Annotated in this window: 13 protein-coding genes; 7 read left to right on the top strand and 6 right to left on the bottom strand. The window is 63.0% G+C overall.

Annotated features, from left to right (window positions below; all coding sequences use genetic code 11):
- The first annotated feature begins 42 nt into the window (after positions 1–42).
- From ACIGJG_RS06790 to ACIGJG_RS06780, 3 genes are all read left to right on the top strand, one after another.
- A complete protein-coding gene (locus ACIGJG_RS06790; protein ID WP_011297479.1) occupies positions 43–831 on the top strand; it encodes an IclR family transcriptional regulator in 789 nt (262 codons plus the stop codon).
- A gap of 127 nt (positions 832–958) precedes the next feature.
- Positions 959–1,681 (top strand): FadR/GntR family transcriptional regulator, encoded by a 723-nt coding sequence (locus ACIGJG_RS06785; protein WP_011297478.1) that lies wholly within the window; start codon positions 959–961, stop codon positions 1,679–1,681.
- Between the two features lie 14 nt (positions 1,682–1,695).
- Positions 1,696–3,108, top strand: a complete 1,413-nt coding sequence (locus ACIGJG_RS06780; RefSeq protein ID WP_011297477.1) for an FAD-binding oxidoreductase — start codon at positions 1,696–1,698, stop codon at positions 3,106–3,108.
- Positions 3,109–3,172: 64 nt separating this feature from the next.
- On the opposite strand, the gene pbpG is transcribed toward ACIGJG_RS06780, so the two are convergent.
- From pbpG to ACIGJG_RS06755, 5 genes are all read right to left on the bottom strand, one after another.
- Positions 3,173–4,378, bottom strand: coding sequence for a D-alanyl-D-alanine endopeptidase (gene pbpG, locus ACIGJG_RS06775; protein WP_182142271.1), 1,206 nt, complete (start codon positions 4,376–4,378; stop codon positions 3,173–3,175).
- 242 nt (positions 4,379–4,620) lie between these two features.
- On the bottom strand, positions 4,621–5,358 hold the full coding sequence (locus ACIGJG_RS06770) for a nitroreductase (protein ID WP_140950172.1): 738 nt from the start codon (positions 5,356–5,358) through the stop codon (positions 4,621–4,623).
- 14 nt (positions 5,359–5,372) lie between these two features.
- A complete protein-coding gene (locus tag ACIGJG_RS06765) occupies positions 5,373–5,831 on the bottom strand; it encodes an acyl-CoA thioesterase (RefSeq protein ID WP_140950173.1) in 459 nt (152 codons plus the stop codon).
- 52 nt (positions 5,832–5,883) lie between these two features.
- Positions 5,884–6,795: a DMT family transporter gene (locus tag ACIGJG_RS06760; protein WP_483672930.1), complete on the bottom strand. Its 912-nt coding sequence runs from the start codon at positions 6,793–6,795 to the stop codon at positions 5,884–5,886.
- Positions 6,792–7,727 (bottom strand): histone deacetylase family protein, encoded by a 936-nt coding sequence (locus tag ACIGJG_RS06755; protein WP_140950175.1) that lies wholly within the window; start codon positions 7,725–7,727, stop codon positions 6,792–6,794. Before ACIGJG_RS06755 ends, ACIGJG_RS06760 begins: the two co-directional genes overlap by 4 nt.
- A 68-nt stretch (positions 7,728–7,795) precedes the next feature.
- On the opposite strand from ACIGJG_RS06755, the gene ACIGJG_RS06750 reads away from it, so the two are divergent.
- From ACIGJG_RS06750 to ACIGJG_RS06735, 4 genes are all read left to right on the top strand, one after another.
- Entirely contained in the window at positions 7,796–8,047 is a 252-nt protein-coding gene (locus tag ACIGJG_RS06750; protein WP_140950176.1) for a hypothetical protein, read from the top strand.
- Positions 8,048–8,084: 37 nt separating this feature from the next.
- A complete protein-coding gene (phaP1, locus tag ACIGJG_RS06745; protein WP_140950177.1) occupies positions 8,085–8,663 on the top strand; it encodes a TIGR01841 family phasin PhaP1 in 579 nt (192 codons plus the stop codon).
- A gap of 430 nt (positions 8,664–9,093) precedes the next feature.
- The gene (locus ACIGJG_RS06740) at positions 9,094–10,407 is read left to right on the top strand and encodes a dicarboxylate/amino acid:cation symporter (protein WP_140950178.1); all 1,314 of its coding nucleotides are present in this window, start codon (positions 9,094–9,096) and stop codon (positions 10,405–10,407) included.
- A 32-nt stretch (positions 10,408–10,439) separates the two neighbouring features.
- Positions 10,440–11,360: an amino acid ABC transporter substrate-binding protein gene (locus ACIGJG_RS06735; RefSeq protein ID WP_140950179.1), complete on the top strand. Its 921-nt coding sequence runs from the start codon at positions 10,440–10,442 to the stop codon at positions 11,358–11,360.
- A 135-nt stretch (positions 11,361–11,495) separates the two neighbouring features.
- On the opposite strand, the gene lpdA is transcribed toward ACIGJG_RS06735, so the two are convergent.
- Positions 11,496–13,277 carry a dihydrolipoyl dehydrogenase gene (gene lpdA, locus ACIGJG_RS06730; RefSeq protein ID WP_011297476.1) on the bottom strand — a complete coding sequence of 594 codons (1,782 nt, stop codon included), beginning with the start codon at positions 13,275–13,277 and terminating at the stop codon, positions 11,496–11,498.
- Between the last annotated feature and the right edge of the window lie 18 nt (positions 13,278–13,295).

Raw genomic sequence — 13,295 nt, 5'->3', positions numbered from 1 at the left:
AATCAGGCAAACGCTTAATTTGCCGCATGGCAACATTTCTCTATGTCAGACGCAGACAAGTCGCCTGGAAAGACCTCGATCCAGGTTATTGAACGCATGATGACGCTGCTGGACGCCCTGGCCCAGCACGCCGACCCGGTCAGCCTCAAAGAGCTGTCGATCGCTACCGGACTGCATCCCTCCACGGCCCACCGCATCCTCAACGATATGGTGGCGTGCCGCTTCGTCGACCGCTCCGATCCGGGCAGCTATCGGTTGGGCATGCGGCTGCTCGAACTCGGCAACCTGGTCAAGGCACGGCTTTCGGTACGCGACGCGGCGCTGGCGCCGATGCGCGCGCTGCACCGCGTGACCGGGCAGACAGTCAACCTGTCGGTGCGCCAGGGCGACGAGATCGTGTACATCGAGCGCGCCTACAGCGAGCGCTCCGGCATGCAGGTGGTGCGCGCCATCGGCGGCCGTGCGCCGCTGCACCTGACCTCAGTCGGCAAGCTGTTCCTGGCCGCCGACGAGTCCACGCGCGTGCGCAGCTATGCCACGCGCACTGGCCTGGCCGGTCATACCCGCACCTCGATCACCGAGCTGACCAAGCTCGAACGCGAACTGAACTGGGTCCGCACCAACGGTTATGCGCGTGACAACGAAGAGCTGGAACTCGGCGTGCGCTGCATCGCGGCCGGCATCTACGACGATTCGCGCCGCCTGGTCGCCGGGCTGTCGCTTTCGGCGCCGGCCGACCGCCTGCAAGACAGCTGGCTCCAGAACCTGAAGGACACCGCGCTGCAGATTTCGCGCGGCATGGGATACGTGACGGAGCCCGAAGCGGCCTGACGTGAGCCGTTCCGGCGGCAGCGGGAACACAGACTTGCTGCCGCCGGATACCCTGACGCAGTGATGATGGATTTAAGGGTTTACTCGTAGTTTTCAGATAACCTGCAAACCCTATAATCGGCAGACCATGCGAACCCGCGCCGTCACCCTGACCGAACAGGTCACCCGTCAGCTACGTACCGACATCGAGAACGGGATCTATCCCATCGGAAGCCGTTTGCCCACAGGCAGGCAACTGGCTGATCAATACGGCGTCAGTGCCGCCGTGATCCGCGAGGTCACGGAGCACCTGCGCTCGCAAGGGCTGGTGGAAACCCGCCAGGGCGTGGGCTGCACCGTGCGCTCGCGCACCGGCTCCGCCGGCTTCCAGCTGCCGCGAGAGCCCGATCTTGGCCGTACCGAATTGGCCGATCTGTACGACCTGCGCATCGACCTGGAAAGTGCGGCCGCCGCACTGGCCGCGGTGCGCCGCACCGCAGAAGACCTGGACAGCCTTTCGCTGCTGCTGCAACGGCTGAAGATCCAACTCTATGATGCGCAGCAGGCGGTCGACCTCGATGCCGCTTTCCATATCGGCATCGCGACGGCCACGCATAACCCGTACTACCGGCAGTTGCTGCAGTACATGAACCTGCAGTTGCACCAGGCCGTTGCCGCGGCGCGCGCGAACACGCTGCAGCAGGCACGCCTGCCCGAAGCCGTGCATTCGGAGCATGAAGCCATCTTCGAAGCGGTCCGCGACGGCAACGCCGCCGCGGCGCGCGAGGCCACCACTCATCACCTGCAATGCGCGGCGCAGCGCCTGGGCCTGACCCTGCGCGCTCGCGCAGCTGCCGATTCCTTGCCCTGAAAGCCATCGATCCCATGCAAGCCACCACCCTGCCCCAGCGCCTCGTCGAAGCCCTTGGCCCCGATACCGTACTTACGCAGCCCGACGACATTGCGCCGTGGCTGTCGGACTGGCGCGGCATCTATCGCGGCCAGGCACAGGCGGTGGTGCGGCCACGCACGGTCGACGAAGTCTCGCGCTGCCTGGCACTGTGCCAGCAGGCCGCGGTACCGGTCGTGCCGCGCGGCGGCAACACTGGCCTGTGCGGTGCCGCTACGCCCGACAGCCAGCCGGAGAACGTGGTGCTGAGCCTGGACCGCATGCATGCGATCCGCTCGCTCGACACCATTGCCAACACCATGGTCGTCGAAGCCGGCTGCATTCTCGGCAACCTGCGCCGTGCCGCTGCCGAGGCCAACCGCCTGCTGCCGCTGAGTCTTGCCGCAGAGGATTCCTGCCAGATCGGCGGCAACCTGGCCACCAATGCAGGCGGCGTCAATGTCGTGCGCTACGGCATGACGCGCGAACTGGTGCTCGGTGTCGAAGCCGTACTGCCGAATGGCGAAATCTTTCGTGGCCTGCGTGCACTGCGCAAGGACAACACCGGCTATGACCTCAAGCAGTTGCTGATTGGTTCGGAAGGCACGCTTGGCGTGATCACCGCCGCAGCGCTGCGCCTGTTCCCGCGCACGGACACACGCAGCGTCGTATTGGCGGCCGTCGAATCGCCGCAGCAGGCGCTGGAGCTCTATGCGTTGCTGTTCGAGCAATGCGGCGCGCGGTTGCAGGCGTTCGAGTTCTTCACCGGGTCTTGCCTGGACCTGGTCCTTACCCATGCCGAAGGCGTGCACGAGCCGTTTGCGCAGCGCTACCCCGCTTACGTACTCGTAGAACTGGCCGACACCGCGGAAGAAGCAGCCCTCAATGCGCTGCTGGAGCGCGTGATCGGCGACGCGCTGGAGCGCGGGTTGTGCCTTGACGCGGCCGTATCGGCCTCGCTGGCACAACTGCAGGCGCTGTGGAAGTTGCGCGAGGAGATCTCGGAAGCGCAACGCGCGGACGGGCCGCACCTGAAGCACGATGTGTCGCTGCCGATCGAACAGATCCCGACGTTCATGGTGTCGATGGAGGCACGGCTGCATAGGCTTGACCCGGCGATCCGGCCATTCATCTTCGGGCACTTCGGCGACGGCAACCTGCACTACAACCTGTCACGTCCGCAAGGTGCGCCGAAGGACTGGGCGGCAACGCATGAGGATGCCGTGACCGGCACCGTGCTCGATGAAGTCATGCGCTACGGCGGAAGCATCAGCGCCGAGCATGGAATCGGGCAGCTCAAGCGCCATGCATTCCTGCAGTACAAGGATCCGCTGGAGCTGCGGCTGATGCGCGAAATCAAGCACGCATTCGATCCGGCCGGCATCATGAATCCTGGCAAGCTGCTCTGACGCTGCGAGACGCCAATAAAAAACGCGCCTGAGTCGGCGCGTTTTTTGTCAGAGGAACCGCAGATCAGGTTCCGCGCGATGGCTGCGAAGCGAGGATTGCGCGCGCGCCAACGGGCGTCTGGGTCATGTTCGGCGAAGACGGGAACGCATGCGGCTGCGGCGTCGTCGACGGCGCATGCTCGAGCCAGTCGCGGACGCGCGTGGCATCGGCAAAGCGCGACAGCTTGCCCACGGAGTCCAGGAACACCATCACCACATTGCGGCCATTGACCTTGGCCTGCATGACCAGGCACTGGCCCGCCTCCGAAATAAAGCCGGTCTTCTGCAGGCCGATGTCCCAAGTGCCGCCGCGCACCAGGCGATTGGTGCTGACATAGTGCTGCGTACGGCCCAGCACGTTCACTTCATGCTCGGTCTGCGTGGAGAACTCGCGGATGGTCGGGTTGCGATACGCGGCATTGACCATGCGCACCAGGTCCATGGCGCTCGACACGTTGCTGCTCGAAAGGCCGCTGGAATCCACGAAGTGGCTGTCGTTCATGCCCAGTTCGCGGGCCTTGCGGTTCATCGCCTGGACAAATGCCGGCAGGCCGCCCGGGTAGTTGCGGCCCAGTGCCGACGCGGCACGGTTCTCGGACGACATCAGGGCCAGCAGCAGCAATTCCTGGCGCGTCAGTTGGGTGCCGAAGCGCAGGCGCGAGCTGCTGTGCTTCTCGGTGTCCTTGTCCTCTTCCGTAATGGTCAGGACCTCGTCCATCGGCAGGCGCGCATCCGTCACGACGAGTGCCGTCATCAGCTTCGTGATCGAGGCGATCGGCAGCACGGCGCTCGGGTTCTTCTGGAACAGCACCTCGTTGGTGTTCTGGTCCATCACGAGCGCAACGCTGGAACGCAGCGCCAGCGCGTCTTCCGTATCGCGCAGGCCCATGGCCTCGCCAAGCGACGGCTTGGCCGGCGTGAACACGGCACGCACCGGAGCGGCATGATGCGACGCCACGATCTGGCGTTTGCCGTTCTTCAGGATGACCACTTTGCGAGACGTCGAGGCTTCGGCCTTAGCCGCCGTGCGCGTACTGCTCGCACTCACCTTTTTCTCAGTTTTGGAGGATTTTGCCTGCTTTTTGGCAGACTTCTGGGTAGATGTCGACTTGGTGGCCGCCTCAGCTATCGGGGCGGCGAGCAGGGACGCAGAGGCCAGCACGGCCACTGCGGCAGCGCTCAGGGGCGTAAAGCCGAAGAATCTGGAAATAATGGAATCAGACCGAAACATGATTCGTTCAGCGCATCAAGATGGCGCTAGTGTAGGAAATTAAGAAATTGTTAGCAAGATTAAAGACTTACGGAAACAAGTTAAAGTTCGATTTGCATACATTTCCACAATACGGGAATTGTTGACTATTCGTCACGTGCATCATCGTGTGCATCCCGTAAGCCACAACGCCGCAACGTCATCGCGGCAGCAGTCTTCCTTTGTATGTCGGCAGTTATCGTTACACATTGATACACATCTCACTATGAGAGGAAACGCGCAAACCCGCTTACCGGTTCACGTTCCGTGCTCAATCTATTTTCCAGCGCCTCCGGGTCCGCATAGCCGAGCGACATCCCGCACACCACCATTTCTTCACCGGGCAGGCGCAGGTGATCGCCAATGATCTTGTGGAACTGCGTGAACGCGGCCTGAGGGCACGTGTCGAGACCGCGCGCCCGGGCTGCGATCATGATGCTTTGCAGAAACATGCCGTAGTCGAGCCAGCTGCCGAGTTCCATGATCCGGTCGATCGTGAAAATCAGGCCGACCGGCGCGTCGAAAAAGCGAAAGTTGCGCGCGTGCTGTTCGTGCATGCGCGCCTTGTCCTCTCGGCTGATCTCGAGCAGGCCATACAGGTCCCAGCCCACCTTGCGGCGGCGCTCCAGATAAGGGGCAACCCAGGAGCGCGGGTAGTACGGATACTCCTCCAGATACTTGCTGTCGCGCTCCGGATCTTCATAGGCGGCGAGCAGGTCCGCGCACAGCCTCGCCTTGGCATCGCCCGAGAGTACATAGGCGCGCCACGGCTGCGTGTTGGTGCCGGAAGGCGCACGGCTGGCCACGGCCAATATTTCTTCGACCGTTTCGCGCGGCACCGACGTGTCGAGGAATGCCCGCACCGAGCGCCGCGTGAGGATGGCACTGTCTACGCAGTCGACCGCCTGCCGCGCAGCCGCTTTGTCAACGGCCGGCGTGCCTGCTTTCACGTCCTGCGACATCTTGCCCTCCTCCATCACGCCTCAGCCCCCGCCTGCGTACGAGCGGCCGTCAGCGGCAGCAATGCCCCGCGTAGCGGTTCGGGCAAGGGCACCGGTCGGCGTGTGTCGCGGTCGACATAGACATGGACAAAGTGCCCTTGTGCCGCCGCAATCTCGCTATCGCCGCTGAACAGCCCTACCTCATAGCGCACACTGGATGTGCCCAGCCGCGCCACGCGCAATCCCGCCATGACCGTGTCCGGAAAACTGAGCGACGAGAAGTAGTTGCACTGCGTCTCGATCACCAGCCCGATCGTGCTGCCCGCCTCGAAGTCGAGCACACCTTGCCGGATCAGGTACGTATTCACGACGGTATCAAAATAACTGTAGTAGACAACGTTGTTAACGTGGCCATAGACATCGTTATCCATCCAACGCGTGGTGATGGCCTGGAAGTGCGGATAGGCACTGCGGTGCTCAGCTTGCGGTTTCATGTGACGTGGCGGGACAGGGATGAAGAAAATGTGCGACGGGCGCTACCCGCGGCTATCGGCGAATGACCAGCGCTACGCCAGCAGCAGCAAGCGCCATGCCGAACGCTGCCAGCGGCGGAAAATGCTCGCCGAACAGCAGCCATGCCATGACGGCAGTGGTGGGCGGCGTGAGGTACATCAGGCTGGAGACACGCGTCGCAGCGCCCTGGCGGATCAGCAGGAACAGCAGCGATATCGCACCGATTGACAAGGCGACGACGGACCAGACCAGCGCCCCGACCATCTCGGCGGTCCAGTCCACGTTGCGCGTTTCGAACAGGAACATGAACGGCACGCAGGCGAGCGCCGATGCGGCGAACTGGATCACCGATCCCATGCGCAGATCGAACACCGCGCAGAATCGCTTCTGGTAGAGCGTACCAAAGGTGATGCTGAGCAATGCGCCAATTGCGAGCAGCACGCTCGTCTCGGACATTCCCTTTCCGCCGAGCTTGTTGGCCACGACCAGCCCCACACCTACGATACCGAGCAGCAGGCCGAGCCACTGGCGCGCGCTGATGCGCTCACCCATGCGTGATGCAATCAGCGCCGTGAGAATGGGCTGCATGCCGACGATCAGCGCCGACATGCCGGCCGGCATGCCAAGCTTGACGGCTGCCCAAACGCCACCGAGATAGCCGGCCTGCAGGAACAGACCTGCCACGGCGATATGGCCGACCATGCGCCAGTCGGAACGGCCGTCGCGTTGCGGCAACGGCACGCGCGCCAGCCACACGAACGGCACCATCAGCACCAGCACGCCGACGAACCTCAGGAACAGGAACGTCATCGGCTCGGCGTGCGGCATGCCATACCTGGCCACGATAAAGCCGGTACTCCAGATCAGTACGAAGAGCCACGGCATGCTGGCAGCCCAGAGCGCATGCCGGGAACGCGCGTGGGTATCGCGCACCACGCTGGTCATGACGCCACCGCCGCAACGGGCGTGACGTGCTCCATCGCGTAGCGCGCGTGATAACGATTTGCCAGGCCGACGGTCTGCGCATGCACGGCGACCGTATCTTCGATCTGGTTGCCATAACCGCCAGCCATCGCCACGGCAATCGGAAGCCGGCGCGACACGGCGGCTTCGAACACCATGGTGTCGCGGCGCGCCAGGCCCTCCTTGGACAACTTCAGCCGCCCAAGGCGATCGCCTTCGTGGGGGTCGGCGCCGGCAAGGTAGATCAGCAAGTCCGGTGCGAAGCGTTCGAACAGCGTAGCCAGTGCGCACTGCAGCGCTTCGGCATAGGCATCATCGTCACAGCCATCCGGCAGTCCGACGTCGAGGTCGCTCGCTTCCTTGCGAAAGGGATAGTTCTTCTCACCATGCAGCGACAGCGTGAAGACGGTCGGGTCCGCGTGCAGGATGGACGCGGTGCCGTTGCCCTGGTGGACATCAAGATCCACGACCGCCACCCGCGCCACGTGCCCGTCGCGCTGCATCACGCGTGCCGCGATGGCGGCGTCATTGAAGACACAGAAGCCGCCACCCTTGTCGGCGTACGCATGGTGCGTGCCGCCGGCCAGATTCACGGCAATGCCCTCGCGCAAGGCCGTGCGACAGGCTTCGATCGTAGCGCCGGCCGAGCGGCGTGAGCGCTCGACCATTGCCGCGGACCACGGGAATCCGATCTCGCGCTGGCGTGCCGCGTCCAGTGTGCCGGCCGATGCCTCCGTCACATACGCGCGTGTATGAGCCAGCAGAAGCGCATCGTCCCCGGCCCGCGGCGCCTCGCGGAGCTCCACCCCTGGCATGCAGGCCACGGCTTCCCGCAACATGCTGTACTTGCGCATCGGGAAGCGGTGGCCCGGCGGCAGTGGCAGCACGAAGTGGTCAGCGTAGTAGGCGAGCATGGCTTGGCAAAGCGGTCATTTTTTGTTGTTGGAGCGACGCTTGCTTGGTCAAGCGTTGGCAGCCTGCGATGGTAGCACTGCTGGAAAACCCGCGTACCGCGCCGCTCTGCATGGCGCCCACCGCACAATTGGTGGTGAGCGACACATTCTTTTTGTGCAACGCACAAAAACCGCTTGACACTGATCTGGCATTCCCTAGAATTGCAATTGTTGCGGCGCACCAAAGCAATCAGGGAAGCGCCCTGACCCACCACCCCCGCCCGGGCTGGCCGATGCGGAAAAAAGTTTTCCGTCACGGTCCTGACATCTGGGCAGCTTAATTTGCTTGACCTTGAAGTTCACCACTGGAGACCAGCAATGATCCTCACCCCGGAACAAGTCGCAGCAGCGCAAAAGGCAAACCTGGAAACGCTGTTTGGCCTGACCACCAAGGCTTTCGAAGGCGTCGAGAAGCTTGTCGAACTGAACCTGCAGGTCGTCAAGACCACCTTCGCCGAAAACGTCGACAACGCCAAGAAGGCGCTGTCCGCCAAGGATGCCCAGGAACTGCTGGCCATCCAGGCTTCGCTGGTGCAGCCGGTCGCTGAAAAGACCCTGGCCTACACCCGTCACCTGTACGAAATCGCTTCGGAAACCCAAAGCGAATTCACCAAGGTTGCTGAAGCCCAACTGGCTGAAGGTTCGAAGAACGTGCAAGCTCTGGTCGACAACCTCGCCAAGAACGCACCGGCCGGTTCGGAATCGACCGTGGCCATCGTGAAGTCGGCCATCTCGGCTGCCAACAACGCCTACGAGTCGGTCCAGAAGGCCACCAAGCAGGCTGTTGAAATCGCCGAAAGCAACTTCCAGGCTGCCGCTACGGCTGCCAGCAAGGCTGCCCAGCAAGCCAGCGCCACGGCTCGCACGGCCGCCGCCAAGAAGACGACCGCTGTCTGATCGTCAACTCGGCTGAGATGTAGCACGTAGTACCAACGACCGGCCCCGGCCGGTCCGTTGGCAAAGCGCACCGCCACACGGCGCGTTTTGCCAACGATGATGGCGGCAACCGCAATGCACAACGCAAATCTGCCGCATCGCGTACCAGTGTCTCCTCGGTACCGCGGTCTCCTTGTCCAAAGGTATCGTTAAGCCCGACCCTCGAGGTCGGGTTTTTTTTCGTCCGCTTTCCGCCGCGATTCCACCCCCGCAGATGTCAGGCAACCGGCGCCCGCAAGCGTTCTCCTTGCGCAATGCCCGAGCGGGCGACTATCGTTAGCAAGGTGCAGCCCGCGGCATTCTGGCCTCACCCGGATTTCACTTGGTGCAATGCAATATCGCGCCATGCCGGGCATGCGTTGCGCAATGCAACAGCGTCCAAGGAGATGCCATGAAGACGCAGAGCCATATCACGACCTACATCGTCATTGCGATGATCCTTGGCGGCGTGGTCGGCTACGCCTGCCATGTCGCGTTTCCCGATCCAAAGCTGGCGAAGGAGATCGCCGGCTACATCTCGATCATCACCGACGTCTTCCTGCGGTTGATCAAGATGATCATCGCGCCGCTGGTCTTTTCGACACTGGTCATGGGCATTGCACATATGGGCGATGCCAGCACCGTCGGCCGTGTCGGCATCAAGGCGATGGCGTGGTTCATCACGGCCTCGCTCGTATCGCTGACGCTGGGCCTGATGATGGCCACGGTGCTGCAGCCGGGCGTCAATATCGGCCTGCCGCTGCCCGATGTCGGTTCCGCGACCAATCTCAAGACCAATGCGTTCACGCTGAAGGACTTCGTCGCTCACCTGGTTCCGAAATCCGTAGCAGAAGCCATGGCCAACAACGAGATCCTGCAGATCGTGGTCTTCTCGATCTTCTTCGGCACCGCGCTTGCCACGCTGGGCGAGCATGGCAAGCGCATGGCAGGTGTGATCGAAGATCTCGCGCAGGTCATGCTGAAGATCACCGGCGCGGTGATGTGGCTGGCACCGATTGCCGTGTTCGCCGCGATTGCGTCGACGGTGACCACGCAGGGCCTTGGCATCCTGGTGACCTTTGCCAAGTTCATGGGCAGCTTCTACCTTGCCCTGTTCGTGCTGTGGGGACTGCTGGCACTGGCTGGATTCGTGTTTTTGGGCAAGCGAATCGTGAACCTGATCAAGCTGATTCGCGAGCCGTTCCTGCTGTCGTTCTCCACAGCGAGCTCGGAAGCCGCCTACCCGAAGATGCTCGATGCGCTCGACAAGTTCGGCGTCAATCGGAAGATCTCTAGCTTCGTATTGCCGCTGGGCTACTCGTTCAACCTGGACGGATCGATGATGTACTGCACGTTCGCCGTGCTGTTCATCGCCCAGGCGTATGACATCCACCTGCCAATGGGCACACAGATCACGATGTTGTTGCTGCTGATGCTCACGTCGAAGGGCATGGCCGGTGTACCGCGCGCGTCGCTCGTTGTAATTGCCGCCACGCTGAACCAGTTCAATATTCCCGAAGCCGGCCTGCTGCTGATCATGGGCGTGGACCAGTTCCTCGACATGGGCCGGTCCGCGACCAACGCCGTGGGCAACTCGATCGCCTCCGCCGTGGTCGCGAAGTGGGAAGGCCAGCTCGCCAGCGAATCGACGCTGGATACCGATGACCGGGGTGGCATGGGCAGCGAGCCTGAAGCGGTGGCCAAGCCCGAGACGGCTGGTGCATAAACGGTGGATCGCAGACCGCAGAGGAGCGACGCATGTCCTGTACTGGAGTCCGGCCCGGCCGCATCTTGTGGTGGCGGTTCGTGGCGGTATGCCTGGCGCTGTCTGCCGGACTTGCGCTGGCCCAGGAACCGATCGCCCTCTCCGGCACGCTCAAGAAGGCGAAGGAGACTGGCGCCCTGACCATCGGTTACCGGGAATCCTCTCTGCCCTTCTCGTACCTGAACCAGATCCGCCGGCCAATCGGCTATTCGATCGAAATCTGCAAGGCCATCGTCCAGACCGCCGGCAACGAAGTGGGCCGTGATCTCGCCATCAACTGGGTGCCCGTAACGTCTGAAACCCGTATGGAAGCGATGACGTCCGGCAAGATCGACCTCGAATGCGGATCGACCACGCGCAATGCCGAGCGCCAGCAGCGCGTGTCGTTCTCCCCCGTGATCTTTGTCGCGGGCACCAAGCTGCTGGTACCCCACGGCTCGCCGATCCGCACCTTCCGCGATCTGAAAGGCAAGACGGTGGTAGCGACGGCCGGCACCACCAATGCCGATGCGATCGAACGCCTCTCGACACGCTTCAACCTTGGCATCACCCTGATCCGCGCGCGTGACCACGCCGATGCCTTCGAGGTGCTGCGCCACGGCGGCGCAGACGCCTATGCAGGCGACGATGTCCTGCTGTACGGCTTCCTGGCCAAGTATGGCCTCGGCAAGAAATACGACGTCACGCGCGATTTCCTGTCCTACGACCCCTACGGCATCATGCTGCGCAAGGATGACCCTCAGTTCGCCGCGGTCGTCGACAAGGCGGTCCGTGACCTGATTACCACCGGCGAACTCGAACGCCTGTACAAGCAGTGGTTCGTCGACCGCCTGCCTACTGGGGAACGACTTGGCATCCCCATGAGTTCGCAGCTCGAAGACATCATCGAATCCACGCCGCAGCAGCCGGAGTGAACCCGTCTGATTACCACCGCTGCCCCCTTGCCGGCGAGACAGGCTGAGGGTTCAAATTCCTGTCGGTTAATTGCGCAATTTGCGAAAACGAAACCCGCCACGTGGGCGGGTTTCGTTTCTGGTGCCTTGCTGTGATCAGCGCTTGCGCGGGGGCGGCACGTCGGTGCAGGTGCCCTCGTAGATTTCGGCCGCCATGCCGATCGACTCGCCCAGCGTCGGGTGCGGGTGGATGGTCTTGCCGATATCCACGGCATCCGCGCCCATTTCGATGGCCAGGCACACTTCGCTGATCAGGTCGCCGGCATGCGTGCCGACGATGCCGCCGCCGATGATGCGGTGGGTTTCCTCGTCGAAGATCAGCTTGGTGAAGCCTTCGTCACGGCCGTTGGCAATCGCACGGCCCGAGGCAGCCCACGGGAACACGCCCTTGCTGTACTTGATGCCCTGCTCCTTGCACTGGTCCTCGGTCAGACCAGCCCAGGCCACTTCTGGATCGGTGAAGGCCACCGACGGGATCTGCTTGGCGTCGAAGTAAGCCTTCTCGCCATGGGCGGCTTCCGCGGCCACGTGGGCCTCGTGCACCGCCTTGTGCGCCAGCATCGGTTGGCCCACCACGTCACCGATCGCGAAGATATTCGGCACGTTCGTGCGCATTTGCGAATCGACGTTGATGAAACCACGGTCAGTCACGGCCACGCCGGCCTTTTCCGCACCGATGCGCTTGCCGTTGGGCGAGCGGCCGACCGACACCAGCACCAGGTCGTAGCGCTGCGGCTCGGCCGGTGCCTGCTCACCTTCGAACTTCACGTAGATGCCGTCCGGCTTGGCTTCCACCGCGACGGTCTTCGTGTTCAGCATTACCTTGCCGAAACGGTCCTTGTTCTTCTTCTCCCAGACCTTGACGAGATCACGGTCGGCGCCGCTCATCAGGCCCGGCAGCATTTCGACGACGTCGATGTCCGCGCCCAGCGTGCTGTACACCGTCGCCATTTCCAGGCCAATGATGCCGCCACCGACGACCAGCATCTTGTTCGGCACCTCCGGCAGTTCCAGCGCGCCGGTCGAATCGACGATGCGCGGATCTTCAGGGATGAACGGCAGCTTCACCGCCTGGCTGCCAGCGGCGATGATGGCCTTCTCGAAGCGGATCACCGTCTTCTTGCCCGTGGTCTGCTTGCCCTCGCCTTCGGTCGCATCCACTTCAAGGTGATGCGGATCGAGGAAAGTGCCGATGCCGCGCACGACCTGCACCTTGCGCGCCTTGGCCATGCCGGCCAGGCCGCCGGTCAGCTTGCCGACCACCTGGTTCTTGTAGTGGCGCAGGCCGTCCAGATCGATCTTGGCTTCGCCGAACAGGATGCCGTGGGCAGCGAGTGCCTTGGCTTCGTCGATAACCGCAGCGTTGTGCAGCAGTGCCTTCGACGGGATGCATCCGACGTTCAGGCAGACGCCACCGAGCGTAGCGTAGCGTTCGACCAGCACAGTGTTCATGCCGAGGTCAGCCGCACGGAAGGCAGCCGAGTAGCCACCGGGGCCGGCGCCCAGTACGAGCATCTCGCACTGGATATCAGCGCCACCAGCATGGCTCGCTGCTGCCGGAGCAGGAGCAGGCGCGGCCGCCGGAGCCGGTGCCGCGGCGGGTGCAGGAGCCGGCGCCGGTGCGGGCGCAGCCGCAGCGGCTTCCGCTTCCACCGTGCAGATCACCGTGCCCTGCCCGACCTTGTCACCGACGTTCACGCGCACGTCGACCACCTTGCCGGCCACCGGCGACGGCACTTCCATGCTGGCCTTGTCCGATTCCAGCACGATCAGCGACTGTTCCTGCTCGACCGTATCGCCCGGCTTGATCAGGACCTCGATCAGTTCCACCGCGTCGAAATCGCCGATATCCGGCACCTTGACTTCGATCACACTCATATTTGCTCCTCAATGCGC

Source organism: Cupriavidus sp. C1SS-2L (genome assembly GCF_057073735.1).
This window is presented reverse-complemented; position numbering and strand designations above follow the sequence as displayed.